The organism is Gynuella sp., assembly GCF_050297175.1.
Taxonomy (GTDB): domain Bacteria; phylum Pseudomonadota; class Gammaproteobacteria; order Pseudomonadales; family Natronospirillaceae; genus Gynuella.
In genome coordinates this window covers 26,395-53,381 of sequence record NZ_JBNKSF010000056.1, presented here as the reverse complement: position 1 = coordinate 53,381, position 26,987 = coordinate 26,395, and the positions used below count along the sequence as shown (strand labels likewise).

General features: G+C 46.1%; 25 protein-coding genes. 11 read left to right on the top strand and 14 right to left on the bottom strand.

Features of this window, described 5'->3' with window-relative positions:
* The first annotated feature begins 780 nt into the window (after nucleotides 1-780).
* Nucleotides 781-2,007 (top strand): hypothetical protein, encoded by a 1,227-nt coding sequence (locus ACQY6I_RS21215; protein WP_428243516.1) that lies wholly within the window; start codon nucleotides 781-783, stop codon nucleotides 2,005-2,007.
* A 683-nt stretch (nucleotides 2,008-2,690) separates the two neighbouring features.
* Here the strand turns inward: ACQY6I_RS21215 and ACQY6I_RS21210 are convergent.
* The 9 genes from ACQY6I_RS21210 to ACQY6I_RS21170 all read right to left on the bottom strand — a co-directional run bounded on the left by ACQY6I_RS21210 (nucleotide 2,691) and on the right by ACQY6I_RS21170 (nucleotide 10,014).
* Entirely contained in the window at nucleotides 2,691-2,840 is a 150-nt protein-coding gene (locus tag ACQY6I_RS21210; RefSeq protein WP_428243533.1) for a CGNR zinc finger domain-containing protein, read from the bottom strand.
* Nucleotides 2,841-3,188: 348 nt separating this feature from the next.
* Nucleotides 3,189-3,539, bottom strand: a complete 351-nt coding sequence (locus tag ACQY6I_RS21205) for a hypothetical protein (protein WP_428243515.1) — start codon at nucleotides 3,537-3,539, stop codon at nucleotides 3,189-3,191.
* A 166-nt stretch (nucleotides 3,540-3,705) separates the two neighbouring features.
* Nucleotides 3,706-4,473, bottom strand: coding sequence for a class D beta-lactamase (gene blaOXA, locus ACQY6I_RS21200; protein WP_428243514.1), 768 nt, complete (start codon nucleotides 4,471-4,473; stop codon nucleotides 3,706-3,708).
* A 100-nt stretch (nucleotides 4,474-4,573) separates the two neighbouring features.
* A complete protein-coding gene (locus ACQY6I_RS21195; protein ID WP_428243513.1) occupies nucleotides 4,574-4,957 on the bottom strand; it encodes a DUF5071 domain-containing protein in 384 nt (127 codons plus the stop codon).
* 285 nt (nucleotides 4,958-5,242) lie between these two features.
* Nucleotides 5,243-6,358 carry a hypothetical protein gene (locus ACQY6I_RS21190; protein WP_428243512.1) on the bottom strand — a complete coding sequence of 372 codons (1,116 nt, stop codon included), beginning with the start codon at nucleotides 6,356-6,358 and terminating at the stop codon, nucleotides 5,243-5,245.
* Between the two features lie 22 nt (nucleotides 6,359-6,380).
* The gene (locus tag ACQY6I_RS21185) at nucleotides 6,381-6,983 is read right to left on the bottom strand and encodes a LemA family protein (RefSeq protein WP_428243511.1); all 603 of its coding nucleotides are present in this window, start codon (nucleotides 6,981-6,983) and stop codon (nucleotides 6,381-6,383) included.
* 653 nt (nucleotides 6,984-7,636) lie between these two features.
* On the bottom strand, nucleotides 7,637-8,149 hold the full coding sequence (locus tag ACQY6I_RS21180) for a hypothetical protein (RefSeq protein WP_428243510.1): 513 nt from the start codon (nucleotides 8,147-8,149) through the stop codon (nucleotides 7,637-7,639).
* A gap of 130 nt (nucleotides 8,150-8,279) precedes the next feature.
* Nucleotides 8,280-8,972, bottom strand: coding sequence for a CTP synthase C-terminal region-related (seleno)protein (locus ACQY6I_RS21175; RefSeq protein ID WP_428243509.1), 693 nt, complete (start codon nucleotides 8,970-8,972; stop codon nucleotides 8,280-8,282).
* Nucleotides 8,973-9,138: 166 nt separating this feature from the next.
* Nucleotides 9,139-10,014, bottom strand: coding sequence for a HEPN domain-containing protein (locus ACQY6I_RS21170; RefSeq protein WP_428243508.1), 876 nt, complete (start codon nucleotides 10,012-10,014; stop codon nucleotides 9,139-9,141).
* Between the two features lie 310 nt (nucleotides 10,015-10,324).
* Between ACQY6I_RS21170 and ACQY6I_RS21165 the strand changes: the two genes are divergently transcribed.
* The 3 genes from ACQY6I_RS21165 (at nucleotide 10,325) to ACQY6I_RS21155 (ending at nucleotide 12,553) form a co-directional block, all read left to right on the top strand.
* On the top strand, nucleotides 10,325-10,735 hold the full coding sequence (locus tag ACQY6I_RS21165) for a DoxX family protein (protein ID WP_428243507.1): 411 nt from the start codon (nucleotides 10,325-10,327) through the stop codon (nucleotides 10,733-10,735).
* Nucleotides 10,736-11,130: 395 nt separating this feature from the next.
* Nucleotides 11,131-11,628, top strand: coding sequence for an N-acetyltransferase family protein (locus ACQY6I_RS21160; RefSeq protein ID WP_428243506.1), 498 nt, complete (start codon nucleotides 11,131-11,133; stop codon nucleotides 11,626-11,628).
* Between the two features lie 124 nt (nucleotides 11,629-11,752).
* A complete protein-coding gene (locus ACQY6I_RS21155; RefSeq protein WP_428243505.1) occupies nucleotides 11,753-12,553 on the top strand; it encodes a DUF817 domain-containing protein in 801 nt (266 codons plus the stop codon).
* 22 nt (nucleotides 12,554-12,575) lie between these two features.
* Here the strand turns inward: ACQY6I_RS21155 and ACQY6I_RS21150 are convergent, their stop codons facing one another.
* Entirely contained in the window at nucleotides 12,576-13,055 is a 480-nt protein-coding gene (locus ACQY6I_RS21150) for a L,D-transpeptidase family protein (protein WP_428243504.1), read from the bottom strand.
* Nucleotides 13,056-13,338: 283 nt separating this feature from the next.
* Between ACQY6I_RS21150 and ACQY6I_RS21145 the strand changes: the two genes are divergently transcribed.
* The 7 genes from ACQY6I_RS21145 (at nucleotide 13,339) to ACQY6I_RS21115 (ending at nucleotide 22,091) form a co-directional block, all read left to right on the top strand.
* A complete protein-coding gene (locus ACQY6I_RS21145) occupies nucleotides 13,339-14,358 on the top strand; it encodes a substrate-binding domain-containing protein (RefSeq protein ID WP_428243503.1) in 1,020 nt (339 codons plus the stop codon).
* A 12-nt stretch (nucleotides 14,359-14,370) separates the two neighbouring features.
* Entirely contained in the window at nucleotides 14,371-15,378 is a 1,008-nt protein-coding gene (locus tag ACQY6I_RS21140; RefSeq protein WP_428243502.1) for an ABC transporter substrate-binding protein, read from the top strand.
* Between the two features lie 75 nt (nucleotides 15,379-15,453).
* The gene (locus tag ACQY6I_RS21135; protein WP_428243501.1) at nucleotides 15,454-16,263 is read left to right on the top strand and encodes an ABC transporter permease; all 810 of its coding nucleotides are present in this window, start codon (nucleotides 15,454-15,456) and stop codon (nucleotides 16,261-16,263) included.
* Between the two features lies 1 nt (nucleotide 16,264).
* The gene (locus ACQY6I_RS21130) at nucleotides 16,265-17,077 is read left to right on the top strand and encodes an ABC transporter permease (protein ID WP_428243500.1); all 813 of its coding nucleotides are present in this window, start codon (nucleotides 16,265-16,267) and stop codon (nucleotides 17,075-17,077) included.
* Nucleotides 17,078-17,197: 120 nt separating this feature from the next.
* Nucleotides 17,198-18,307: an ABC transporter ATP-binding protein gene (locus ACQY6I_RS21125; RefSeq protein WP_428243499.1), complete on the top strand. Its 1,110-nt coding sequence runs from the start codon at nucleotides 17,198-17,200 to the stop codon at nucleotides 18,305-18,307.
* Nucleotides 18,301-19,125: a phosphodiesterase gene (locus tag ACQY6I_RS21120; RefSeq protein ID WP_428243498.1), complete on the top strand. Its 825-nt coding sequence runs from the start codon at nucleotides 18,301-18,303 to the stop codon at nucleotides 19,123-19,125. The genes ACQY6I_RS21125 and ACQY6I_RS21120 overlap by 7 nt, the downstream gene beginning before the upstream one ends.
* A 782-nt stretch (nucleotides 19,126-19,907) precedes the next feature.
* Nucleotides 19,908-22,091, top strand: coding sequence for a cellulase family glycosylhydrolase (locus tag ACQY6I_RS21115; protein WP_428243497.1), 2,184 nt, complete (start codon nucleotides 19,908-19,910; stop codon nucleotides 22,089-22,091).
* A gap of 207 nt (nucleotides 22,092-22,298) precedes the next feature.
* On the opposite strand, the gene dhbA is transcribed toward ACQY6I_RS21115, so the two are convergent.
* From dhbA to ACQY6I_RS21095, 4 genes are all read right to left on the bottom strand, one after another.
* Nucleotides 22,299-23,060, bottom strand: coding sequence for a 2,3-dihydro-2,3-dihydroxybenzoate dehydrogenase (gene dhbA / locus ACQY6I_RS21110; protein WP_428243496.1), 762 nt, complete (start codon nucleotides 23,058-23,060; stop codon nucleotides 22,299-22,301).
* A complete protein-coding gene (locus tag ACQY6I_RS21105) occupies nucleotides 23,060-23,932 on the bottom strand; it encodes an isochorismatase family protein (RefSeq protein ID WP_428243495.1) in 873 nt (290 codons plus the stop codon). Before ACQY6I_RS21105 ends, dhbA begins: the two co-directional genes overlap by 1 nt.
* Nucleotides 23,933-24,026: 94 nt before the next feature.
* On the bottom strand, nucleotides 24,027-25,679 hold the full coding sequence (locus ACQY6I_RS21100; RefSeq protein WP_428243494.1) for a (2,3-dihydroxybenzoyl)adenylate synthase: 1,653 nt from the start codon (nucleotides 25,677-25,679) through the stop codon (nucleotides 24,027-24,029).
* Between the two features lie 3 nt (nucleotides 25,680-25,682).
* Entirely contained in the window at nucleotides 25,683-26,870 is a 1,188-nt protein-coding gene (locus ACQY6I_RS21095; RefSeq protein WP_428243493.1) for an isochorismate synthase, read from the bottom strand.
* Nucleotides 26,871-26,987 lie beyond the last annotated feature (117 nt).

Here is a 26,987-nt window from a genome sequence, read left to right as displayed (position 1 = left end):
CTCCTAAAAATTTTAATGCCTGAAGAAAGTATCTTTCGGTCCATCCTCCTGTTAAAAGGTAGAACAACTTTTAACCATATGCATCATCTTCACTCGCCAAAGAGCTGATGAAACCATTTAGGATATGACAAAGAGATCGGGTATTTTTACTGACATTTTCGTCCAGACTCAAATCATCATGCCACGAATTTGTCACAAAGTTCGACCCAGGAAAAGAGGAAGAGTGAACATTTTGTTTGGCAAAATATCTTTGATTTCATTAAACATTTTGACAGCAAAGAATCCTCTGGTTTCGTAATTTAGGGTATCGATAATAGGGATGTGAGCAATATGTTAGAAAGGCTCGAATTAAAAGGAAAAATGAAAGGATGCTTGGTGGGAACTAGATGGAGCGAAAAAAATCAGCGATCACGCTGCCTTATAAAGATGGATAATGGATGCAATTTTGGTATATCACCTTTTCGTATATCGATTAATTACAGGTTTCACTATCCGTGCAAGGACATGTCCGATAAGTTTGAATGAATACGCATATTTAAGCCAAGGCTGCTTTGCAATATGATGTCCGTCAAAAAAATCGAAACCTCTATTCAGATAATTAGCAAGCAAATGATCATACGGGTTACTATTTGTATCAATCGAATTGTTAGGTGATATGTGATCAACGAGTCAAGTATCAAGTTCGATCTTGTTTTGAGCTATGTTAACGATTGATCATGTTTTGGAATGAACATTAGAGGTTTCCTGGCAAACCAAAAAATACTGGACTTATATCTGACCATGAAAAAAGTACTATCAATCATCATTCCAGCGATTATCCTTTTGGGGGTGTTTACTCAAATCGATGATGAATTGAACGAACAAGCCATTAACCTTGTCAACAGATTGGAAAAAAACGTCGAAAGTGAGGCATACCTATACCTGTATGGAATTTATGCAAAGGAAACTGAAAACCCAGAACAGGTCGGGAAAAGATTATTGGCAGAGTATCAGAATTCTCTCGCAGATGGATCACATGAATGGGTCGCCTATCCTGATTCCGATAAGTTACCACTGCCTAACGGTGAAGCATTCTGTCGATCATGGGAGGAGGGGTGCTTGGAATATCTGTTCTCGTCGGAAATCGATGTTGATGCCCTCTTAAGCGAAAACAAAACATTGCTTCTTCGCTCCAAAAAGTTCCATGAATTTAATGAATATAAAACGCTTTCAGAACCAAGTGTCAGTGAAATATATCCTCCTTATCAATACATCACTGCTGCTGAGCGTATTAACACTATTGAGGCAATATCATTTTATAAGGATGGAGATGCGAGAAAGGCTGTTGACTCTCTATTAGAGCAATTTTCGGACTTAAGGACGTCAATGGAGTTGCAGGACAGTTTAATTGGAAAAATGGTTTTTCTCATGAAGCTTTCAGAAGTTTTGGATGTTTCGAGCATCATCCTATCCAATGAAAATATGCAGACAGAAGATATTCCCAGTTTGAGTCAATCAGAAAAAAGTTTTCACATGGTCGTCGCAAGAGAATTTGGAATGTCTTACCACACCTTCAAAAGTCTCGATAAGAACCCGGAATTCTTTGAAACAGGTGGTAATTTTCCAGGTTGGATTACGCGCATGGTGTATAAGCCAAATATGACAATAAATGCAACCACTCCAATATATTATAGACTTGAGCATTTAGCTCAATTATCTCCTTCTGAACTGATAAAACAGCTCGGAACCGAAGATGAAATCAGGCCCTTTACTTCAAAACTAAGAAACTATGTCGGTGCTGTTTTAATCGAAATTTCACCTGATTTCGATGAGTATGTTACCAGATTTTCTGATTTTGAGGCCAAGCTGGCGATGTTTAATCAGGTTCATCACTTGCAACTAAAACCTGACGCGATGCAAAACCCTTACTATGGTAATGAACGGCCTAAAGAGGTTGATGGAAATTTATGTTTTAGTGGTCCATTAGAAGATAAAAGAAGTTTGCGGTGCTTGAGGGTGGAAATATAATAACTGTATCAACCTGGATGCTCGCTGCTGCTATTGTTAAATCCAAAAACAGAAAGCCAATCCATCAGGATCCTTGCATGTTCTTCGACCATCTGGCAAAGATTTTCCTAAATAAAACGACTACTGCTACTGTTATTGCCCAAGTGCCCATGAACGGTACCGAAAATCCCACTAGTGAATTTATAAGCAGTTCTAAGTTGTTCAAGGAGCTCATGTTTGTCAGTACAACAAAATATACGGCTGCCAGAAACATGACCAGTGTCGCCGCCATTAATTTCACTTTGAGTACATAACTAAGAATGATAACAACCAATGAGCATGTCACTGCCATAAAAATATATTGGTTATATAAGACTCTTAAATAATTTTCGTCGACGACAAAAAAATTTGGTAACTGACTTATTGGACCATAGATGCGACTAAAAGTGATTGCCAATGTGCATGCTATGAATAAAGTAATTATTTTTAATGCTTTCATGATACGTAGCTTCAAGTAAAAACTGCAGTTTCTTTGTTTTAAATTGCCTATATGGACTGATAGCCGTGAGGCCTAGCCCAGTAGAGAAATCGTTCGGCTTCCAAATGGCAGTTATATTTAGGTGGATGAAAATAAATGATTATAGCCTCATCTTCATTAAAAATCGCCATATTGGCAAGTTACAGAGAATGGGCAGGGGACTTGATCAAACATCATGCTTGCGTGAACGAAATGCCGCAACTTTCATCCTATTGCCGCAAAGAACCACACTGCACCAACGTCGGCGATGAGACTTGGTGGTATCCAAAAATACCAAAGTACAATCATGGGCTTCGTATTGGCGAACGTATTTCAGGTCATCACTACAAAGTAAACTTGCTACAGAAGTTGCAATAGGCTCAAGTAGGATTTCAACGTTATCATTAGGGAACCTCTGAATAATGGCCTATTTTTGCGCAGGACGTTGTCAGCCCCGGTCTCACATCCTCATTTACGCCCGTAAATTGCGGTGTTGCGAGTGGTGCTTCCTCGCTTGCATCAAAACTATTCCTATTTTTCAGAGGCCCCTTAGTTTACTGGTTTGGTGTGGAGGCTGTATTCAGCTAGCATGAAGCAGATTGAACATAGGTAAGAAATAATACGTAGCATGACGTGACGAATAGCAGGGCTCTTCATAACACGGGCAAGTTTCAGATACTCTTTTTTAGGAGGTATGGATAGTTTTCCATTTTCCATTAGCCTTCTTGAGTTTGGGCTTTCCTTCTCTAATGTATCTCTCGTTAGCTTCCTGCATGATTGTAATGGCCTGTTCAAGGGTAGTAACTGAAGAGCCTAAATCATCTTTTTTAAACGCTTCTACGTAAACATCCTCGTTTCCGCCGAGAATTCCAAACCTTACGACTGAAACAGTATTTTGAAAATAATAAACTTCTTCGCTTGTGGGTTCATCGAATAGATTTTTGCCAACATAAACCACAGGTTCCAGCCCAGGCATCGTCATTTTTGCGTCTGCGAATGTGAGTCTGTAATAGGTTACACCGATCTCTAGATTCATATGTACCTTCGTGCGAGTAGCAAGGGAGTAATTTACCCTAAAAATCACAATATATCTTTGATATGTAACACCAATAGCACGAACAGGTTACAGGTGCTTTCGGTATCGTATAGCGAAGCCAGCCCAAAAACCAACCAGAAATTTGTTCGTGTGCTTGCTGCATCTGTTAAATGATTCCGGCACTTTTCAGCGCATTCATGGTCATTTGTTTTCTCAGGTATAATTGTTCTGCGTTTTTCACTGCTAAATTGGTTGCGAAAAACCAAGTGCCAGTGGGGCTCTTGATATAACCCACATACCAACCCACGGGATTTTCGACTCTTCTTGCCCAGCCGCTTTTGGCAAACATTGAATACTTCTCAGTGTTTTCTGCAAGCATGATATCTTTTAATACATTAAATGCTTTAGGGCTGAAGGGCAGTTCATGCTGGTATAATCTTTTTAAAAAGTGAATCTGTTCGTAAGCTGAGAGTTTTAGCGTGCCATCCAACCAGAAATTTTGAAGATCAAAGTTGTCTGGCAAGGTGCCATAGTTCATAGCGCTTATATATTCTTTATATTTTGTTATGCCTACATTTTGGGCGATTTCCTGATAGCACCATACACACGAGAGCTGAAATGCAGAGGCGAGTGTCAGGTCTTGGTTCCATTCTTTAGTATCATGCTCTGTTCCGTCCCATTCGAAGATGCTGGATTTTCCGGATACCAGGTTTTCATCCACGGCAATGAGGGTGTTGGGTATTTTGAATGTTGATGCGACAGCAAGCTTGGTGCTTGCGCGTGTTTTGTTATAAACGTAGCTTGTTGAGCCATCCATATTTTCAATGACAATCGTTCCCTCTACCGGGGAGTTGGAGAAGACTTTTTCAAGATCTACCTCTTTGCTGACTACGTTCATGGATATAAAACAGATAAATATTACTAGCTTGTTCATTACGTAACTCTTAATGGGTATGTGGTTCCTTTATGCCGTTGACTGGTACGAAGCACGGTATGAGCTGACCGGACATAAAGACGTGAAGTTGATTGGCGGGTTATACCTGTTTTCGAGTATAAAGCAACTCACATACCGCATCATATACTTCTTCTTTAATTTCGCCCTGTGTGGGCTGAGACTTCATTCTGTATAATTTAAATTTCAGGGATTGATACACCTGTTTGTTTACGGCGTGTAGCAGGTGGGAAACAATCCAGTACTTCCATACTTCGTCAGTACCATCCAGTATGGTCCATACTGGTTCTACTAATTCTATTCCCAGTTTTGAAAGGCGTTCTGCTACATTTAGGGCGACAGGCCAGTTCATATCCTGTAGCCATTCTAATAGTTCATAAATATGCGGAATGATTTCAGCGTCAGTTGCTCTGCTTAGATGCTCGCAGGCTTCATCATCGCTTTTACTGTTTGGAACGATTCTCATGGTTTATTTGGATAGTGCCTTAATAATCGGAAACCAGCAGGAAGCAGGCCACCGTTTAAGCTATTCGAAAATGAAAATGTGACGTCGGCTGATACGTAAAAAGTCATCTATTCGTAGATTTTCCCGCTGCTGGGGAACCTCAGAAAAATGGCCTATTTTCGTGCAGGACGTTGTCAGCCCCAGTTTCACATCTTCATTTACACAAGTAAATTGCGGTGTTGCGAGTGGTGCTTCCTCGCCTGCATCAAAACTATTCCTATTTTCAGAGGCCCCTCGATAATACGTTCATTGATCAATCATGAGATCAATTAGAGACAGAGCAATCGGCAGATTTTCTGAAGACTGATCCGATACTAAGAGATCGTTTAAAAATGCTGAAGGTGTCTTTAGTGTTGTCGAAATACTCTGTTTTTCAGCAAAGATATTTTTCTTGAATAAGGTGAGTAGATGGCCATCCTTCGTGGTCATAATTTCCAGCGCACCAAGCTTTATATCCGCATCCAGTATTTCTTCCAACGTTGCTGGTGTAAGCCATTTTGTCGCTGCTATTGAGTCAGCGACTTCGCAGCAATATCTTTCATTGAATCTAGGTGATAGGCTGGTCCAGGGTTGTAATCCATCTTCTTTTTGTTTTAGTGAGCAAATGCGCGCCTCAGTCATATTAAATCCGGGCATTCGAATACCAAAAAATGAATCAATAGTTTCGAAGCTGTCCTTCCCATCCTTGTCTGTATGTTTTTCCAAAACTTCAATGTAGAAGGCATAAAACTCTCGTTTACCGGATTTCAGGTTCACTTTCCCTGAGTAAAGTCGGCTGATATGAAGATATTTGTGTTTGGAAAAAAATTTGAAATTTTCTTTTAACCACTGCAAGAATACAGTTCTTTGCATATTAGAAAGTCGGTGCAGATTCGAGTCTTTGTTTTTATCATACTCAATCAGGCTCGAACTTACACTTGAGATCAACCCTGTAACTTTAATCAATTCCAGCAATGAGTACATCGCCGGCACCATGAAAGGAAAAACAAAAATAAGAACGGTAACTGGAGGAGGAAGGAACGACGTTGTGATAAAGAATAGTGGTAAGGCAATGACTATTGAAATCACTATCGGTTTGTACAGGGGGATTAGCGATAACTTCAGTGTCGGGCCAAAATCAAGACAGGGTCGAATTAACTCTTCAATGTCTTTTGAGTAGTCATCAGTCCCCAGATATTTTTCCATGGATAGAAGCACATCATACAGCCGACTGCTATTAGCATCTGCCCAATGGTGATAAATACTGTATTCCATGTTGTTGGCTCTCTGATTATCGTCTTTACCAAACTGATGGTAATGAGCGCCCAGAAAATTTTTGTAAAACCACTTTAAAAATGCGAGGTATTTTTCAATGATATTCATGATTTGTAGAATTCTTTAGACTTTAGAATGGTTGGTAGGAAAACGCTTCAACTGTATGTTGATTCTGATAAGGTTTAATCCGTTTTTGACGGTTAAGGAGCGCATTAACGATATTGTTAGGGAATATTTGCAACGAGTTGTTAAATATTTCTACTGTCTGATTAAATGCTCTTATCGCTGCGCCAACTTCTTCTTCCTGATCTGTCAGTTCCTCCATTACTTTACTGTAGACCACCGAAGCTTTCAGGTCAGGATAGTTTTCAACAGCAACATTCAAACCTTGTACAATCTCCCGACTCTGTTTTTCAATCGCAGACAGTGCATCAGTATCGGTACTGTCTATGTTTAAAGAAGGGATGCTTGATCGCAACTGTGTGATCTGCTTAAAGACACTGCTTTCATGGCTTAAATAGCCTTTTAAGGTCTTTTCGAGATTTGAAATGATTTTGACTTTTTGTTGTTCAAAGCTAACAACTGCCGCCCAACCTCTTTGGACACTGTTGGCATTTCTGACTATGCGGTTATAAACAGTAACAAACAAAATTGAAAGGCTTAATAAGACAAACAATACAATAGATAGAATTAAGATTGATATATCCATATTATCATTACCACTTGTTTCCATTGACTGATTCTCTGGTCACACATTAGGCATGTCCAGTTTTTACTCTAATCGCCCAAATAAGACGACTTCTCTTTAATTGTATTTCCTATCGGAATTATAATCTAGTTAACCAAAAATCACTAAGATCATCATTGATTATAGAAAGTATAAACACCTTTGCTTCTATAGAACAACTTTAGCTAAGTTCGTACCCCTAAGTAGTCGGTGGATATTTCGTCAGCATGGCAGCCTTATGTGATCGTTCTTGCAATGAGGGCCGGCGTTAGACAGGTCAAGGCGTAAAACGGTCAATCTGGTGGTCTTGTTAACGGACTGAAATGTCAGGCAAAAGCTTGTGTGATGGTTATAACGGATTCAATAAGCTCTCTGTTGATAAGTTTTACTTTGTGAAGTGGCGCACATGCTTGCTCGTTCGTGAATTGAATTTGAGCTGACAAACACCTTCTGAAAAATCTGTCGCTGCCAGATCAAGTCGAGACTAATACACTTGAGCAACCAAAGTTGATCTTCAAATTCGGCTTTAGCCAAATTTTTTCACAGGTTTCCAGTGTTGTTCATATGTGGCTAATATCGCTGTCTGGCGCTGGATTGATGTCGGTGGTTATGTGCGGGTTATTGCAAAGATCGACGGAATAGAGGTCGCAAAGCACTTTTTAGGCTTGCGGCCTGCGCTTTAACTTTTTCTCAATTGCAGCCCGCATTAACGGCCAATGTTTCTTGCTTTTGACAGCGTTGGAATACCCCTTTGCAGCCGATGAATCCAGCATCTGCTCTGCCTTTACCAGAGATTCAGAGTCATTGTTAATGAGTGCTCTCGAATGATACTCCATAAACAGCATATATTGAGCTTCAGGGTCACCGCTTTTGGCTGCTGTTTCCCATTCTGCTACATCCTGTTTATGGCGTTCTTTGTTTATAGCTTCGTATGGTCTAATTCCGGTCTTTTTGAAAGAAAATGTGTCGATAAGGGAAAAAATTATTTCACCTAGCGATTTCTCTGCTTCATCAGCAGTTTTTTTTAAAAAAAAAGGAAGATCCAATCTTGCACCATCGAACTCCTTCTCGCGAATATTATTCGTGTCATCAACACTCACCGTGTATAGAATAATTTCATTTGTTTCTTCGTCAAAATGAATCAGGATATCTCTCTTGCTGTGTTTTGACACTTCAAAACCTCTCTTTTACTTAATGCCGCTGTTTGTAGAAAATCGCATGTTGCTGCATAAGGTTTGTGCAATCCTCATGCGACTAATATCACCTTGCTTGGGTGTTGTTATTTCAATGTGGTTGTTGCTATCAAGTATTTGCAGAGGCTTTGATAAATTCCTGAATAATGGGGGATATCTGGCCCTGGAGTGCGCTGCGTTCTGGTTGAAACAGTGTGGCGACAAAGAATGGATGATTGGCGAGTTCAAACGCTCTGATGTCGTTTTGTTCGTTAAATGCGGTTGCGGTTAAATGGGTGTCAAACAGTTGTTCGCGATAGGTTGGATTGAGTCCGTAGTTGCAGTGGTAGGTGCCCTGGAATGAAGCGGCCTGATATGCCCGAGCGAGTATGCTGCCAGCACTCAGGAGCAGTTGTTCTGATTCTTCCATCAGTGAGCAGCTGAGTTTTGAAATAATCTCCAGGCCTTGACTTGTTTCGTTTATTTCCTCATGGGTGACACCTTCCCAGCCGAGTACGTTGGCGCAGTATTCCATGATGGCGTGTTGAAAGCCGGCGCAGCTGCCAAAGTAGGGGATACCTTTTGTCCGGGCATGTTGAATGGCTGTCAGTGCTCCATTGAGGCTTTGATAGGGGCTGCCGGGTACCAGCCAGATACCGTTGTAGCCGTTCAGGTCCTGGGCTGAGGTTATGGTTTCTGTGCCTACCCAGGTCGCCTTGGCAGGAAAATCAGTGTTGGTGAGTAACTCAAATGTTTGGTTGATGGCCTGATGCGCAATTATGTGCTCTGAATAATCGCCGACCAGGGCTATTGATGTTTCCATGATTCTTTCTCTGTTGGTTTGTGAGTGCGTTTTGGCGGATGTTGATTATTAAATCATGGAAGATGATTATCGCTTAACTAAACATCAGGTGCTATCTCATTTTCGATGGAATGCTTTGAGAGGCGTTATGATTATTCGGTTCGCAGTATTTCTGCCGTGTAGAACTTTAAACCAACCGAGTCTGACAGACTTTTTCGACCAGTACTTTTAGTTTTGCGACTTCGGATTCTAGGTACTTCAGTTCTTCTTCTGTGATTTCATAGTGGAGTGAGTAACGGGCTTCGACGTAGGCGCGTTGCAGACGACGAAAACAACGACGGTGGAATTTTGTGTCGAGTGGAAAGAGGTCGGTAAACTCCGGATCAATCTGTATGCAGAGATGTTGAAGTTTTTCGATATTGTGGGTTTTGGGAAGGTAGTTGGTGCAGACAAGTAGTGCACAGGCGTAGAGGCGTTCCGTGGTTTGGTGAAGCTCGAAAGCCGCTTGTTTTATTCGACTATCTTTTTGTGCGTAGCGATACATGGCATGGCTATCATCTGCGCTGGAAAACCATTGCGTAAAATTCTTTTGCGCAATCTCTCTTCGTTCTTCTTCGCTGAGGTTGCCGGGTGTTGCTAATGGCCTTGGTGTCGCAGCATACAGTTCTATGCCCTCGTCCCGGATATCCTTGAAGAAATAGTGACCCTGATGCAGCCGGTTATTCACGTCTTCCAGGTCATGTACGATGAGGCCTAACGGCGCTGACGAGACTTTGCGGCCAATTTGTTCTTCTGCCCGCTGCCAGACGATATCTTCGTCAACCAGTGCCGGTTTGTTCACGATCACCAGAATATCGTAATCACTGATATAGCCGTTGTCCGGGTCGCTCACCCAGTTTCCTTTGGCATGACTGCCAAACAGGATGATCTTCAGAATCCGGTATTCGGTTTTGCGTTTCGTCTTGCCTTGCAGGTAATCCTCCAGCGTATCGCGCAAGATCGTCGATATGGTGTGCAGTTCCTGCTGCTTGGATTCCGGCAGATGGTCAAGACTGGTTTTCATGGCTGGCGTGGTTGGGTTTTGATCAGGATGGTGGGTTAGTGTGCAGGTTGAAAGGGGGAATGTCTATAGCCCAGGATGGTGCTGTTTTTATCATCTATGTGTCTTCCAAGATGTCCTTGATCGATTTTGACAATGCTTGGGGATTGAGTCTTGGCCTTTTGTTTTACCGGTGTTGGGCGGTAACACGGTACATTGCCGCAGATCAATGCATTTCAAAATGAGAATTATTCCTATTGTCGCAATATGTGCGGTCGGTTACAGTATTTAAATGTACTTAACTATTAATTAGGAAATTATAATGAATGCCTTGATGTCTAAGTTTAACGCGATGTTGGATATGCCAGATGTTGGAAAGTTGGTGCTGCGTGTCAGTTTTGGCTTGATGTTTTTGTTGCATGGCATTCATAAGATCCACGGTGGTACGGATTTTATCCAGGGGCTGTTGGTACAAAATGGCCTGCCAGCGTTTATTGCTTATGGGGTATATCTGGGGGAAGTGGTGGCTCCGGTGATGTTGATCCTGGGTGTATTCACTCGTTTCGCGGCGGTCATTGTAATTGGTACCTGCTTCTTTATTACTTATCTGGTTCATATGGGTGATTTGTTTGTGCTGGACCAGCACGGTGCCTGGGGAGCAGAGGGTGTTGGTGTGTATTTGTTTTCAGCGGTAGCGATGATGTTTCTGGGGTCAGGTAAGTACGCATTGTTGGCTGATCGCTGATAGGCTTCTACCTGGATCATGAGCGGAGCATTCGTTTTTTCTGATCTTCGCTCTATTTTTATTTTCCTGTTTGTCCTCTGGTTATGAAATGTCATTGCTAGCGTAGTGTCTTGAATAAAACCTATCTTAAAAAAGCACCTCAAGATGTTCACCGCAAGGCGCAGCTCGCAGGCAATGCCACTCCCTTGTCAAGAGCTGGAACGAAGCGGTGGACGTCTTGAGGGCTTCTCGAAGAGTGGGACGCCGTTGGCTGAACTTAACGTAGATTGGTGAAGTGAATTCGGCGGCCCATTTAAATATGCGTTTTATTTGAGACACTAGACTGGAGGATCCCACCTCGCGTCTTTCTTGATGCATCGGTATGACTTGGTTTTTAATGCCAGGTGTCTGTGTCGGTGAGTATTTTATCTATGAATCAAATGGTTATCAGAGCCGCAGAGCTGTCGGATTCTGCCATGCTCTCTGTGTTGTGTTTGACGGTTTGGACAGATACTTACGCGCTTTATGGGCTGGAGCCAGCCTACGCAGACTATATGTTAGACGAGTTTTCTCCAGCCAATATGCAAACGAAAATCAGCTCAAAGGTTGTCTGGATTGCTGAACTGGACAGCAGGCTCGTTGGCGTCATGGTATTCAGTCCGGTGGATCGTGAAATTGAGACGCTCTATATGTTGAGGCGGTTCAAAGGTATGGGAATCGGTGGAGCTTTTCTGAGAAAGCTACGAGTCAACGTTGATGGGGCGGTTTATTTGAGTTGTTGGGAAGGAAATTCTCCGGCAATTCAGTTCTATCGGGCTATGGGGTTGGAAGAGGCTGGCGAGGATTATTTTTCTCTGGACGGACAACAGCATCGGAATATTCGGTTTTGTATGCCTGAGGGATGGGGGTTGTAGGTTTCAGATTTGCCAAGGCAGGAAAGGACGTTCGGTGCGGTCATTGATGTGGTTTGTCTGGTGTGTGGGTTTACAGCCGATCATCAGCTACAATGCCGCTTTTTAGGGAGTGAAGTGTTTAAAGATGCGAAGTTTCATCAAGGAGTTTTGGCTGTTTGGTCTCAAGCAGGCTTATGCCAGTATGTTCGGTGGTTTTTTACTGGCGGTGATGATGGTAACCAGATATTGGTATCCACTGGAGGGGCTGCACCGTTATGATTTTATTTTTCTGGCGGCGGTTGGTTTTCAGTTACTGATGTTGCTGACCCGGCTGGAGACGCTGCGGGAATCGTTGGTCATCGTTGTGTTTCATCTGGTGGCAACGGTTATGGAATTGTTCAAGACTTCAGAAGCCATTGGCTCCTGGACGTATCCGGAAGCGTACGTGTTTGGTATCGCCACTGTGCCATTATTTACCGGTTTTATGTATAGCGCTATCGGCAGTTACATTGCCCGGGTCTGGCGTCTGTTTAACTTCCAGTACAGTGCTTATCCCGGCAAGTGGTATACGGTTGTACTGGTGTTGCTGATTTACCTTAACTTTTTCACCCATCATTTTATCTGGGATATGCGCTGGCTGTTGCTGCTGGCCAGCTGTGTTATGTTTTTCAAAACGGGTGTCTATTTCAAAATACGGCGGACACATCGTTATATGCCGTTATTGGTGGGTTGGTTTCTGGTGGCGTTGTTTATCTGGTTTGCAGAGAATATTGCCACTTATTGTAATGTCTGGATTTATCCGGATCAGGCCGATGGCTGGCACATGGTCTCGGCCTCTAAACTGGTGTCCTGGTTTTTGTTGATGCAGTTAAGCTTTGTGCTGGTGACCTTGATCAATGATATTCAGAGACACCGGCCGGTTGGGACGCAGGCAGTGAGCAGATAACCGTTTTTCCGGTCAGGGTGGTTTACCAGTCTATCCTGATCGGTGTACCGATGGGCACCAGTGCTACGAACTCATCCATCTCTTTGTTTGTTAGAGCAATACAGCCGTCGGTCCAGTTGAATCGTTGAACGATGCCTGATAGCCAGCCCAGGCCATTACGCTGGCCATGTATCATAATAAAACCGCCCGGGGATACACCACGAGCCTTGGCGTTGCGCTGATCAGTCTGGTTAGGGTAGGAAATATGCATGGCTTTGTGATAGGCCGAATCCTCCTTGAGATAGTCCAGGACATAATTCCCTTCCGGTGTTTTTTCATCGCCTTCCTGTTGTTTATGACCCTTTGGGTTGCCGCCAAGGGCAATATGGTAGCTTGCGATAATCTGGTCACCCTCAAACAGCGTCATACGCTGCTCGGATTTATCTACCTTCACCAGTGTCGCTTCGGCCCATGCGGGTAGGCCAATCAATATCGTTAGTATGAACACAAAAAATCGTAGCATGAGAAATGTCCATCGCGGGTTTGGGTGAATTCTAAGGAATCTTAAGTCGCAGGTCATGGTGATCATTTGTCAGAATTGCTTGTTACAAAAAATATTGATTATTTTTTGTTCGCCTCAGGGGTGGTTTCTAACGATGAAACAATTATGTTTCATGTAGGAAAATTCAAGAAAATGACGATATCTTGCATTTAAATTCGTGTTAGTTTGCCCTTAAGCCACATTTTTAGTCACAAATCCTTCATCTTTAATTTTTATATTGCGCTGCATTGGAAGGGGAGGGGTGATGAATATTAAAGATGTGGCGGCGTTAGCAGGTGTTTCTCCGGCAACCGTGTCGCGATGCTTAAATAATACCGGGCCAATCAACACACGAACCCGTGCCCGTATCGAAAAAGTAGTCCGGTTGACAGGCTACAGCGCTCATCAAGTCACTAAACCCATGGAGTGGAATCACAATCCGACGATTGGGGTAATGATTCCCAGTCTGTTGAATCCGGTGTTTTCTGAAATTGTTGCGGGTATCCAAACCCGGGCACGCCATTTTGGGTATTCCGTCATCGTCGTGGACACCCAATATGAGCGCAGCCGTGAGAAGCAGGCGATTGTTGACTTGATACGACAGCGCGTCGCCGGCGTTATCCTGACAACCTCGTCAGTGGCGGATAACGAAGCGTTGTCGTTGTTGCGAGAGTTCCAGTTTCCTTTTTGTCTGGTTCATAACCAGTCAGCCGATGAACCTTGTGTGTATGTTGATAACTATCAGGCGGGGTGGGACGTTGCCGCTCACTTGCTCACACTTGAACATCTCCAATTTGGGGTGGTGGCCGGGCGTTTTTTATCGTCTGACCGCGCCCAACAACGCTATCAGGGGTTTATCGATTGTCTTAACGAAACCGCCAATCTGACCTCGCAACTGGTAGAAGTAGATCCCTATTCAATGGCGCCATTTAACGCCATACAGGCCACTTGGCTGGAATCATCGTCGGCACCGACGGCATGGTTTTGCAGTAACGATTTATTAGCCCTCAAGCTCATTAACCATCTCACTTCAAAGGGTGTCAGCGTACCCGGCGATGTGTCTGTGGTGGGGTTTGACGGCATGGCTTTGGGGCAGATTGTGTCACCGCCATTGGCGTCGATACAAGTACCTCATCGCGACATGGGATTGTGCGCTGTTGATCTGTTGTTCAACGCAAAGTGTAAGAATGCCTTGCCCTCTGCCCGACAACTTGATTACCAGCCGCATTTTTCGGGCACGGTAGCTAAAGCCCAATCATCTATCAGCGAATATCTTGATCACTAGCAGGAGAGTGTTATGAATGTCATTAAACAAGCGGCCAGAGTGGCTTTGCTGTCATTAGGTTTAAGCGGCGGTGTTTCTTACGCAGCGGATGCGATTTGCTATAACTGTCCACCAGAATGGGCCAACTGGGGAGGTCAGTTGCAACTGATCAAACAGGATCTGGGTATTTCTATTCCGATGGACAACAAGAACTCTGGTCAGTCTCTGTCTCAATTGCTGGCAGAAAAAAACAGCCCGGTGGCTGACGTTGTTTACTACGGTGTGTCGTTTGGTATTAAGGCGGCGGAAAAAGATGTTGTTGCTCCTTATAAGCCTAAAAACTGGGATCAGATACCCCGTGGATTAAAAGATCCGGATGGTCGCTGGTTTGCGATTCACTCCGGAACCATTGGTTTTTTTGTGAACAAAGATGCGCTCGATGGTCGTCCGGTGCCGCAATCCTGGGCGGATCTGTTGAAGCCGGAATACAAAGGCATGATCGGTTATCTTGATCCAACCAGTGCATTTGTGGGTTATGCCAGCGCAGTAGCTGTCAATCAGGCGATGGGTGGTAACACGGATGATTTTTCCCCAGCGATCAACTACTTCAAAGCGCTGTCTAAGAATCGTCCTATTGTGCCCAAGCAAACTGCATACGCGCGCGTGATCTCGGGTGAGATTCCTATTCTTCTGGACTATGACTTCAATGCCTACCGTGCGAAATACAAAGACGGCGCAAACGTTGAGTTTGTGATTCCGAAAGAAGGTTCGCTGGTTGTACCTTATGTCATGAGTGCGGTGAAGAATTCGCCGCATCCTGAAAACGGCCACAAGGTGCTGGATTTTGTGTTGTCTGATAAAGGCCAGCGCTTGTGGGCTGAAGCGTATCTGCGTCCGGTTATCACATCGGCGATGACGGATGACATTCAGAAGAAGTTTTTGCCGGCATCAGAGTACGCACGAGCGGCAACCGTGGATTTTGGAAAAATGGCTGAAGTGCAAAACGGATTTGCCGAGCGTTATATGAACGAAGTTCGCTAAGGAACCGCATTTGGCCCTGGAGCACAATTCCAGGGTCATTTCTATCTTGACTGTTTTGGGTTGCGAATTTGTCTTATGACGCATAAACGTCCGTATGTTTTTTTGATGATTCCCGCATTGATCATTTGTGTGACTTTCTTTGTTCTGCCAATGATGATGCTTTTGTGGTTATCCATCTCTGAGCAGGGGATCAGCTATTGGTACATTCTCACCAAACCGATTTACCTTGAAAGTTTATGGTCAACGTTGTGGTTATCCGTCACGGTGACGCTGGCAAGTCTGACCATCGCCACGGTGGTGGGGTTGTTTTTGACGCGCCATGAATTTCCCGGAAAAGCGATATTGGTGGCAATGCTGGGTTTTCCTCTGGTGTTTCCCGGTGTGGTGATCGGTTTCTTTGTCATCATGCTCGCTGGCCGGCAAGGTTTATTTGCTGAGCTGGGATTGGCGCTGGCAGGTGAACGCTGGACGTTTGCCTATTCCATTTCAGGTTTGTTTGTGGGTTATCTGTATTTTTCCATTCCTCGTGTGGTGTTAACGGTTATGGGCGCAGCCGAGAAACTCGATCTCAACCTGATTGAAGCCGGTCGCTCGTTAGGGGCCAATCGCTGGCAGATGTTGCGTGACATTACCTTGCCGGCACTGATGCCGGGTTTGATTTCATCCGGCTCGATTTGCTTTGCAACCTCCATGGGGGCATTCGGTACTGCATTTACACTGGCGACGGATCTGAATGTATTGCCTATGACGATCTACAGTGAGTTTACCCTCAATGCCAACTTTGCCATGGCGGCGGCGTTAAGCCTGCTGTTGGGGTTGATGACCTGGTTATGCCTGGCCATTGCCCGACGCCAAGGTGGCACGTCGCTGGCGATGGGGGGCTGATATGAAAAAAGGCATCGTTTTCTACCTGCAACTGAGCTTTACCTTGCTGGTGTGTGCATTTTTGATTGTACCGGTGCTGATGTCGATAACCGCCGGCCTGACCAATAATTACTTTGTCGGTATCTCCAGTGGTTTCACGTTGCGCTGGCTGACTCAGGTATGGGATCTGTATTCAGACACCATCTGGCTGACCTTATGGATTGCACTGGCGACCACGCTGGTGAATTTGTGCGCAGGGGTCCCGTGCGCCTATTACCTGGCGCGAACCCGCAGCCGCTTTTCGGCCTGGCTGGACGAATGCCTCACCTTACCGATAGCCGTTCCCGGGATGGCCATTGCGTTGGGGTTGTTGTCTGTTTATGGCGGATTCAGTGCGTTGCGCATGAGTTGGTATTTCATCCTGATCGGGCATGTGGTGTTTACTTTGCCGTTTATGGTCAAGTCGGTTCTGGCGGTACTGCAGAGTATTAATTTCCGTATTTTGGAAGAAGGAGCAGCCAGTCTTGGGGCAGGTTTCTGGCAGCGCTTTTTTCATGTCATTGTGCCGAACTGCAAGACCGGCATCATCAGTGGTGTGTTGATGACGCTGACGCTATCGGCGGGCGAATTCAATCTGACCTGGATGCTGCATACTCCGCTGACCAAAACACTGCCGGTTGGGCTGGCTGATTCCTATGCGTCCATGCGTCTGGAAGTAAGTTCCGCTTATACCCTGATTTTCCTGGTCATGATTTTGCCATTATTAGTGGCGGCGCAATGGTTTAACCGTAAACCCAAAAAAACTCTAAAGCAGGCGGGCGAGGGCGAGCCCTAAATGACGGGACTCATCCGTCTTTTAATGCCCATGGCGGTGCCGATCATAATGCAGATAACATCCTGAATGTATGAATTAGGATGATAACAACTTACCCAGATACAACCATTTTGGTGTCCAATGAATAACGCTCAGGCCAGTGTGGCCATTACTTTGAAACACGTTCAAAAAACGTTTGCAGATGGCACTGTTGCCTTAAAACCGCAGGATTTGTATATCGAAAAAGGCGAAATTCTTGTCCTGCTCGGACCGTCTGGTTGCGGTAAAACAACGACCTTGCGATTGATAGCGGGGCTGGAGTTTTGTGATCCAGGTGGGCAGATTTTATTTGGTGATCGTGATGTTACCAAGATCACCATTGAGCAGCGCCGGGTGGGGATGGTCTTTCAATCCTACGCGCTATTTCCCAATATGAACGTCAGTGAAAATATTGGTTATGGTTTGCGTGTACGTGGTGAAAGCAAGGCGGTCCGGGCGCAAAAGATTGAAGAAATGCTCACCTTATTTGATCTGCAACCTTATGCCCATCGACACATTGACCAGCTTTCTGGTGGGCAGCGTCAGCGTGTCGCCCTGGCACGCGCCATCATCACAGAGCCGGAAGTATTGTTACTCGATGAACCTTTATCAGCGCTGGATGCATTTTTGAAAAAGCGTTTGCGCACAGACATCAATGCTCTGTTGAAGCGTTTGGGAATCACGGCCGTTTATGTGACCCACGATCAGGAAGAAGCGATGGCGATGGGGGACCGGATTGCCGTTCTGGACCACGGTGACATTGTTCAGATTGGCTCAGCGCAAGAGATCTATCAAGCACCCAACAGTGCATTTGTGGCCAATTTCATTGGCCACATGAATCATTTCTCAGGGCAACTGAATGGTCAGCATCTATGTTTCGATCAGCAGTCGATGCCATTACCACAATCCTTATGGCCTGCATTGAAGAGCGGTACCTTAAGTGATGGTGCGTCGATCCAGTGTATGGCCCGTCCAGAAGATATTCGCATCATCGATTGTGCGGAAGCGACACTTCGGGGAAGTGTGACGCAAAGTGTTTTTTTGGGGGACCGGACACGCCTTTTGGTTGAGGTATCCGGGGTAGCGGATTGCATCTATGTGGACTGTTTTGAGCGCCGGGCCTATCAGCAAGGGGAAACTGTTGGGCTGGTGATTCCGGCTTCTCGCCTGGTGATGTTGCCGATGCAGTCAGTTGGGAGTGTGTCATGTTAATCGCACAACTGACGGATCTCCATATCAAGAAAGGCGGCAAAATAGCGTATAAAAAAGTCGATACCCTCCAATGTCTACGAGCGGCTGTTGCGCACATTAATGCCTTGCAGCCTCGGCCGGACTGGGTGGTTGTGACGGGAGATCTGGGCGATTTTGGCAGGCCTGATGAGTACTCAGTACTGGTACCTGAATTAAAACAGCTGGCCATGCCGGTGAAGGTTATTCCGGGGAATCATGATCAGCGAACAGCATTGCGCGAGGCATTCACCGGCTTTGTGACCTTTGATCATGATGACTATTGTCATTTTGTGCAGCCAGCAGGTGACTACCTGTTGATCGGACTGGATTCCTCTGTGCCTGGGAAACCTCATGGGCATCTGACAGAGACCTCGTTGAGGTGGTTGGCGGATCGCCTGGTAGCGTCGTCCGCTTGTCCAACGTTGTTGTTTGTTCATCACCCACCCATGGATGTGGGACTACAACATATGGATGTGCAAAAACTGCTGAATGATGACGAACTTTGGAGCGTGGTGCGTCATCATCCGCAGGTGAAGGGGGTGGTGGTGGGGCATTTGCATCGGCCGATCTATGGTACCTGGCATGGCCTGCCGGTTTGGATAGGACCTTCCCATAGCCACGCGGTTACCCTGGATCTACGTGTGGATGCACCCTCCAGTTTTTCGTTGGAAGCACCGGCGATTCAGCTGTTTAAGCTGGCCCCGGAAAGTATTGTTAGCCACATAAGTTATATCGACAAAACAGGAAAAACTCAGGGGCCTTACCCGTTCTTTGATGAGCATAACAAGCTGATTGATTAGTCTGAACCCGGTAATTATCAACATGATCAGAGCGATCTGTTTGATTGCCGGGTTAATCGTTTAACCACCGTTTGAATAGGGCCTGGGCGGATGGCTCCCTGAAAGTCTTTACAAATCCACATCGACATTTTTGCCTTTATCGTTTGCTGTGACAAGGCTAACGAAAAATCTCAAATAAGCGGCAATTCTGCGCCTTGGCTCGAAAAATATCGTTTTAGTTTGGTCGGATAATGGTGTTTTGTGAGGAGGATATCGTTATGTTGTTTTGATGATAATTATTATCACGGGCAATAATGATACTTTGTTTTAGTTTTGGTGTGATCCATGCGTCATAAAAAATGATTTTTTGTTTTGATGGTAATCTTTTGGTATCTGGTTTTTTGTTGTGTTTTTAAAAAGTCCCGAGCGTTTTGTAAAACGAAAGGTGACATGTTTATCAGTTCTGACTAATGGATAAGTGACAGGCTTATCGATTTGGAAAAAATCCGGTTCTATCAAAAATGGATTTGGCTTTAAATAGAAACACAGTGTTTATGAAAAGCAATAAATTGGTTCAGGTAATTTCCTATGACGGAGTTTAGCTGTACCACACGGTGGTGTGGTCAGCTGTCCGGGTTTTGTTCAACAGCATCAGGATGCAGATCGGAATATGATTGTGTCCTTCTGAATGATGAAAATTCTGTCATGATGTCTTCGCTGATAGCGATGTGTGAGTACGAAATTATCAACCGGTTTGCGTAGTAAGAAATCTGCTTTAAAAGTCTTTTGATAACGAGGAAAGCATGGGAATCAGATTTAAAAAAATTGGCTTGAGTACTTCAATTGCCTTGATCTCATTGGCATTGAGTGCATGTGATGTCAGCATCGATCGTGGAACCGACTCTGCCAATGGTAGTAACGGTGGTCCGGTCACTGATACAGACAATACCGATGGCGGTAATGCCAGTGATGGTTCCGGGTCCGATAATGGTGGATCTGACAACGGGGGCTCCGATAACGGCGGTTCCAATAACGGTGGATCAGACAACGGCGGTTCTGACAACGGTGGATCCGATAACGGTGGATCCGATAACGGTGGATCAGACAACGGTGGATCAGACAACGGCGGATCTGATAACGGCGGTTCTGACAACGGTGGATCAGACAACGGCGGTTCTGACAACGGTGGGTCAGACAACGGCGGTTCTGACAACGGTGGATCCGATAACGGTGGATCAGACAACGGTGGATCAGACAACGGCGGTTCTGACAACGGTGGATCTGACAACGGCGGATCCGATAACGGTGGATCCGATAACGGTGGGTCTGACAATGGTGGTTCCGATAACGGTGGGTCAGACAACGGTGGGTCTGACAATGGTGGTTCCGATAACGGTGGATCTGACAATGGCGGTTCCGATAACGGCGGATCAGACAACGGTGGATCAGACAATGGCGATAAAGACCCGAACGATACTGTCTCGGGAGATTATGCCAGTGAATGGGAAGACAATTACCCCGTGGTAACACCGGTCAATAACAGCACATCTTTGCCAGGAAAATTCCGTGTAGACCAGAATGGCGATATCACTGAGGATGGCCAGGTTATGCCGTTGCGTTGTGGTAACTGGTTTGGCCTGGAAGGTCAGCAGGAACCCAAGAACGGAAATAATAATGCCGATGGTGCTTCCATGGAGTTGTACATTGGTAACATGTGGTGGTTTAACGGAGGTCAGGGGTCAGGCCGCTCGCTGGATAGCGATATGCAGGAAATCAAAGCCATGGGGATCAACATGGTCCGGTTGCCGGTTTCACCAGAGACACTTAATCCAACAGACCCGCAAGGTATGGGAGATGCTTCTCAGAAAAATGGCGGAGCATTGAAAAATCATCCGAGTGTACAGCAGGAAAATGCTCTGGATGGTTTGCAGGAGTTTTTGGTGACCGCCAATAAATACGACATCAAAGTATTGTTGGATATGCATTCATGCTCCAGCTATGTGGGCTGGCGTGCGGGTCGTCTTGACGCTGCGCCACCATGGACTGATGCAGACCGGGTCGGCTATGAGTTTACCCGTGAAGAATGGTCCTGTAACACAGCGGATCAGGGCAAACAGGTCACTCTGAAAGATGGTCGTACTGTGACCATGAATGTGCGGGCCTATGATGAAGATAAATGGTTGACTGACTTGCAAAAACTGGCTCAGTTACCTACCGAACTGAATGTCGACAATGTTATCGGTATCGATATTTTCAATGAACCATGGGATTACACCTGGAGCGAATGGAGTACCCTGGCAGAGAAAGCCTATGGTGCCATTAGTTCAGTGAACAATGATCTTCTGGTGTTTGTTGAAGGTATTGGCACCAAGAGTGAGTTTGGCCCGTCAGAAGAGTTCAGGCCCAACTGGGGTGAAAGTCTTTATGGATTTGTTTCTGATCCTCTGAACATTCCAAAAGACCGGTTGGTGCTGGCACCGCACACTTATGGTCCATCGGTGCATGTTCAGGCCCATTTTATGGATCCGGCACAGCCTGAATGTGAAGGTCTGGAAGGTGATGAAGCAGCCGCCAAAGACTGTAACATCGTGATTGATTCCAACAAGATGCGTAAAAGCTGGCATCAGCATTTTGGTTTCCTGAGAGATCAGGGTTATGCGGTGGTTGTAGGTGAATTTGGCGGCAACATGGATTGGCCGATGAGTAAATCCTCTCAGGCCACCAAAGATCAGTGGTCCCATATTAAGACGAATGTCGATGCCCAATGGCAGCATAAATTTGTTAACTACATGATGGATAACAATATTCATGCCTGTTACTGGTCCATCAACCCTGAATCTGCAGATACCTACGGCTGGATCAAAACCAAATATGATCCGATTACAGCCAAGGACCAATGGGGTACCTGGGGTGATGGTAGCGGTGGCAGTATTTTCGATGACCGAAAAACAGAACTGTTGCATAAATTCTGGCAGTACAATCAGTAAGCCAGGTAACTGATAGGGGGTGGCCAGCAGGCCACCCCAGTGGCACTCATCCATCATGTAACACACTTCTCGTCCATATTATCAGCGTTTTAGTGACTCATGAGGCCTTGGAAATGAGAGTTCCTTGTTTCAGACCGTAGATCGCATGAAAGGGTGCATTCGGGCCTATAGGGCGTGTTTGCTGATCTTGACCTCTCAACCAAATCCTTATCGATAAAACGTAGCGCCACCATCCACGATAATATCCTGCAGGGTGATGTGACTGGCCATATCTGATGCCAGAAACACAATTGTGTTGGCAATCTCATTCGCAGTTGCAATTTTGCCGAGCGGAATGCCCAGTTTGTATTGATCCGGAAAGCCGTTGATGGTTTGTTGTCTGGCATCAGCTGTATGCCACAGAGAGCGTTGCATATCGGTATCCGTCGATCCGGGCGATACCACATTACAACGAACGTTGTGGTTGGCGAGTTCCAGGGCTACACAGTGATTCAGACTGGTCAGTGCAGCCTTGGAGGCACAGTAAGCTGACATCTGCATCCTTGGAACGTGTGCGGCGTTGGAACTGACCGTGACAATATTGCCACTGCGTTGCTGTTTGAATTGTGGGATCAGTTGCTGAAACAGGTTGAACGCTGCGCCGACATTGACATTAAAACAATCCTGCCAGGCCTGTCTGGAGATATCTTCCGTGGCCCCGGTATGGAGAATGCCGGCAGCATTGATCAGGCTGTGAATGTGAGGTTGCTGAGATAGGATGGCATTGCATTCCGCGGCCACCTGATCCGCATCACTGAGATCTACAGAATAACAATCAAACGGGTATTTATTCGCCCGGTCAAAATTGCGGTCCAGGCCAGTCACGACAGCACCCAGTGCGGCAAAACGCTGTGCAGTCGCTAATCCAATACCGCGTCCGGCACCGGTTACCCAGACGCTGTGGCCACTGAAATCCAGTTCCGTCATCATTACCCAGCCTGTTTGTCGCCGATCAGTTTCCACCAGGCATTCAGGCTGGGGGTTTTGGCCAGCTCGGCAAAGTTGATCTCAATACCCTGTTTGCGCCAGTCATTAATCATGCTCATCACTTGTACGGAGTCGAGCCCGTAATCGACCAGGTTTTCATCGGCGTCAAAATCATCCTCATTTTCGTCAATGACGGATAACAGTTGGGCCTTAAGCTGAGCCAGGGTTAATTGCGGATGTGGTCTGGTGGTTTCGACAATGGTTGCTGTATTGACCACGGTACCGGCACGGGTGGCGACATAATTGAGTGCCATATGATGGTCTTTTTCGCTGAAGTCGGCGACGGCATCGGCAACCATAAATGGTTTGATATCGCGCATAAATGCATCCACTGCCGTTATCATGCAACCAATATGACCATAGATACCGCAAATGATCAGTTGGTCCCGATCCAGCTCTTGCATCATGTTTTCCAGATTGGAGCGTTGAAACGCACTGTAACGCCATTTAACCAATACCGTATCCTGAGGATCGGGTGTCAGTGCAGAGCAGATTTTTTTCATCTTGGCATGGTCATTGACACCCGCCCCCCACATATCATTGAGCAATGCTCTGTCCTTGGGGGATTGCTTGTCCGGCTGGGCGGTGTACACCACGGGTATTTCGTGTTCGCGACAAAATGTTTTCAGGGTGCTGATATTGTCGATTAATTGCCTGATCAGGGCGGAGTCTTGAGGATAGAATTTTAAAAAATAATCCTGCATATCGTGAATCAACAGCACCGCTTTGGCAGGTTCCAGTGACCAGCTGACCTTATTGGTTGGCAGTGATTCCGTTGTCGGCATGACATAATCAGTAAGTGAGGGAATAGACATGAGAACTCCTTAAGTTATTCTGTTGGTCTGTGTTCGATGGCATGAGGTCGTTTCTAAAACATGGTTTATGGTCATGTTGGACGAAAACTACTCTTTATGCTTCAGGGGTTGTTTTTGTATCGCGATGCGGTGATTGCTGTTTTGCTTCGATCATTGCCCGTAAGCGGACTTTGTCCGGTTTGCCAACATGGGTGAGTGGCAGCTGGTCAATGAACTCAAAGTGATCAGGCAGTTTGTATTCAGCAATACCCTGACTGCGTAGATATTTACGTAGGACGATGGCTTTGGGAGCGTCATAACCCATTTGAAGAACCAAAAAGGCACAACTTTTTTCACCCATATTGTCATCGGGCATAGCCACCAGTGCAGCATGCGTGATGGCAGTATGTTTTAGCAGTAGGTTTTCCACTTCTTCAGCGGCGATTTTTTCACCACCCCGGTTGATTTGATCCTTGTCCCGACCGACCACTTGTAGATAGCCACGGTTGTCGCGACGCACCAGATCACCGGAATGGTAAAAACCGTCGGCATCAAAAACCCTGGCGTTGTGTTCCGGGGCGTTGTAGTAACCCCGAATGGTGTAGGGGCCGCGGGTTGTGAGTTCGCCGATTTCGCCATCAGCGACCGGTTGACCATCTTCGCCCAAGATGCGTACTTCATCATCAGCTGACATCGGGCAGCCCTGGGTGCCGTATACGAGTTCGTCCGGATCTGTCAGACGCGTGTAGTTCACCAGTCCTTCGGCCATGCCCAGTACCTGCTGTAACTGACATCCCAGTTCTGCCGGAATACGTCGTGCGAGGGTTTCACTGAGTTTGGCACCGCCAACCTGTAATAATTTTAAGCTGCTGAGTTTATCGCGCTGATCCGGTGCGGCCTGTAACCACAAAGCCACCGCAGGTGGAACCAATGCAGTCATATTGACCTGGTGTTGGTGGATCAGATCAAAACAACAACAGGCATCCGGGCTGCTGGCCATGACGACTGTACCTCCGGCAAAAAAGATACCCAGTGCGCCAGGTGAACTCATGGGATAGTTGTGGCCCGCTGGCAAGGCGCACAGATAAACAGTTGCGGCGGTGACACCACACAACTCTACACTTTGGCGAATGCTGTAATAGTAATCGTTGTGGGTACGCGGAATCAGTTTAGGTGTGCCAGTACTGCCGCCGGACAATTGAAAAAACGCTACTTGATCGGCTGCGGTTGGCTCGGGTAGTGGTTCTGATACGCTGTAATCCTCATGCAACAGAGCTTGCAGATCTTCTGCGAAATCAGTGCTGCCATCAATCATCACAGTTGTCAGTGCTGGGGCTGTTACTGTCATTTCCTGAATAAATGTTGCATCCGTGAACAGTGGATGCTGGCCCGATGCGATCAGCAATCGTGGCTGGAGCTGTTGGGCATACGCCAGAAGTTCATGGCGGTTATGACTGAACAGCGCGTTAACCGGTACGATGCCGGCATACAAAACAGCGAAGTAGGCGACATAGAAATCAGCTTCATTCGGCAATTGAATGATTGCGGTGTCACCTCGGCGCACACCCCGTTTAAGGAATTGGCGGGCCAGACGCTGGGCGTAATAACGCAGTTCAGAATAGGTGTAATTTTTGTCTGCCGAGATAATGGCTGTATGGTCTTCATGACCGTGGTTCAGAATATCGGTCAATGGTTGATCAATCCAATAACCCTTGTCTCGATAGCGTTGTGCAAATTGGTCTGGCCAGGGAGTGAAGGTGATAGGCATGGGTCATTCTCCGTTGCCAATATTGAAAGCATTCAGCATGGTGTCTAGTTTGGCACGGGTCTCCTGCCACTCCGATTCCGGGTCTGAGTTTGCAACGATACCGGCCCCTGCAAACAAGCGAATCCGTTTTGCCTGAACCAGGCCGCAGCGAATCGTGACCGCCCATTCACCGTTACCTTCGCTATCGCACCAGCCGACAATACCACTGAACAGGCCTCGGTCATGGGGCTCCAGTGCATCAATCAGTTGTTTGGCCGTCACAGCTGGTGAGCCACATAACGCGGGCGTTGGGTGTAGTAGACTGGCCATTTGCAATGCAGTGGTGGCCGGTTCTTTGAGGGTGGCCTGAATCCGGGTGGAGAGATGCCAGAGATTGGAGGTTTGTATCAGTTCCGGCTGGGTGGGAATATCCAGTTGCTTACACAGCGGACTCAGCTGAGCCCGTAAGGTATTGATGACCAGACGGTGTTCATGTTGATCTTTGGCTGACTGCCATAACCGCTGAGCATTAAGATGGTCCTGTTGTGGATCTGCCAGGCGCTTGCAGGTACCGGCCAGAGGATTGGTTATGATGCTGTGCTTCTGTTTGCGAACCAATAGTTCCGGGCTGGCACCAATCAGGGTGTTGTTATTGCTGAGTGGGATATGAAATTGGTATGCCGCAGGGTTTTGGGTCATGAGATTTTGCAGGATGGCACTGCAATCCACGTTCTGATCCAGCTCCAGTTCCAGGATGCGCGACAGTACCACCTTGTCCAGTTGCCCGTGTTGTAATCGTTGGACTGCCTCGCTGACGATATTTTTGAAGTCGGTTCGGTTGGGTTGATAACGATACTCGCTGACCATCAGAGGTTCGAGTTTGACCGGTTGGTGGGTATTAACCGCTAAGTGCGGCATGAATTCGTACCATTCCGGAACGATCAGAGCAGAGGGTTGTGAAACATCAAACGGAATTGCGCCAATCACAATCGGGTTCTTCTGACCCAGATCCCGGGCCCTTTGAAATGCTTCTGCAATGGCCATTTGTAACGGACTGTCTTGGTAGAATCCACCTTCCGCTGGGGTTTCAATGCGTGAAATTGCGCCAGAGGTTCTCACCTTTCGATGCTCTGACATGAACAGCAAGGTGGTGGGATCATTAGCGAGGGTTTTGGTGAGATCCAGGTGTGACGAAGAGGCGAGAATATCCACAAACAGCTCCTGTTCATAATATTTTTAATGATTATAAGAATCATTCTCATTAAAATAAAGAAAAGAAATGCAGAAATTTTATGCGTGCCATGTTTACGTTGAATCTGTTCACGGTAC

What these genes read in the sequence shown, in the direction of transcription:
- ACQY6I_RS21175 (WP_428243509.1), bottom strand. Translation starts at nt 8,972, where the DNA reads ATGGAAACATCAATAGCCCTGGTCGGCGATTATTCAGAGCACATAATT.
- blaOXA (WP_428243514.1), bottom strand. Translation starts at nt 4,473, where the DNA reads ATGAACAAGCTAGTAATATTTATCTGTTTTATATCCATGAACGTAGTC.
- ACQY6I_RS21170 (WP_428243508.1), bottom strand. Translation starts at nt 10,014, where the DNA reads ATGAAAACCAGTCTTGACCATCTGCCGGAATCCAAGCAGCAGGAACTG.
- dhbA (WP_428243496.1), bottom strand. Translation starts at nt 23,060, where the DNA reads ATGATGACGGAACTGGATTTCAGTGGCCACAGCGTCTGGGTAACCGGT.
- ACQY6I_RS21185 (WP_428243511.1), bottom strand. Translation starts at nt 6,983, where the DNA reads ATGGAAACAAGTGGTAATGATAATATGGATATATCAATCTTAATTCTA.
- ACQY6I_RS21105 (WP_428243495.1), bottom strand. Translation starts at nt 23,932, where the DNA reads ATGTCTATTCCCTCACTTACTGATTATGTCATGCCGACAACGGAATCA.
- ACQY6I_RS21135 (WP_428243501.1), top strand. Translation starts at nt 15,454, where the DNA reads ATGACGCATAAACGTCCGTATGTTTTTTTGATGATTCCCGCATTGATC.
- ACQY6I_RS21125 (WP_428243499.1), top strand. Translation starts at nt 17,198, where the DNA reads ATGAATAACGCTCAGGCCAGTGTGGCCATTACTTTGAAACACGTTCAA.
- ACQY6I_RS21140 (WP_428243502.1), top strand. Translation starts at nt 14,371, where the DNA reads ATGAATGTCATTAAACAAGCGGCCAGAGTGGCTTTGCTGTCATTAGGT.
- ACQY6I_RS21215 (WP_428243516.1), top strand. Translation starts at nt 781, where the DNA reads ATGAAAAAAGTACTATCAATCATCATTCCAGCGATTATCCTTTTGGGG.
- ACQY6I_RS21195 (WP_428243513.1), bottom strand. Translation starts at nt 4,957, where the DNA reads ATGAGAATCGTTCCAAACAGTAAAAGCGATGATGAAGCCTGCGAGCAT.
- ACQY6I_RS21120 (WP_428243498.1), top strand. Translation starts at nt 18,301, where the DNA reads ATGTTAATCGCACAACTGACGGATCTCCATATCAAGAAAGGCGGCAAA.
- ACQY6I_RS21205 (WP_428243515.1), bottom strand. Translation starts at nt 3,539, where the DNA reads ATGAATCTAGAGATCGGTGTAACCTATTACAGACTCACATTCGCAGAC.
- ACQY6I_RS21150 (WP_428243504.1), bottom strand. Translation starts at nt 13,055, where the DNA reads ATGCTACGATTTTTTGTGTTCATACTAACGATATTGATTGGCCTACCC.
- ACQY6I_RS21130 (WP_428243500.1), top strand. Translation starts at nt 16,265, where the DNA reads ATGAAAAAAGGCATCGTTTTCTACCTGCAACTGAGCTTTACCTTGCTG.
- ACQY6I_RS21155 (WP_428243505.1), top strand. Translation starts at nt 11,753, where the DNA reads ATGCGAAGTTTCATCAAGGAGTTTTGGCTGTTTGGTCTCAAGCAGGCT.
- ACQY6I_RS21190 (WP_428243512.1), bottom strand. Translation starts at nt 6,358, where the DNA reads ATGAATATCATTGAAAAATACCTCGCATTTTTAAAGTGGTTTTACAAA.
- ACQY6I_RS21115 (WP_428243497.1), top strand. Translation starts at nt 19,908, where the DNA reads ATGGGAATCAGATTTAAAAAAATTGGCTTGAGTACTTCAATTGCCTTG.
- ACQY6I_RS21145 (WP_428243503.1), top strand. Translation starts at nt 13,339, where the DNA reads ATGAATATTAAAGATGTGGCGGCGTTAGCAGGTGTTTCTCCGGCAACC.
- ACQY6I_RS21100 (WP_428243494.1), bottom strand. Translation starts at nt 25,679, where the DNA reads ATGCCTATCACCTTCACTCCCTGGCCAGACCAATTTGCACAACGCTAT.
- ACQY6I_RS21165 (WP_428243507.1), top strand. Translation starts at nt 10,325, where the DNA reads ATGTCTAAGTTTAACGCGATGTTGGATATGCCAGATGTTGGAAAGTTG.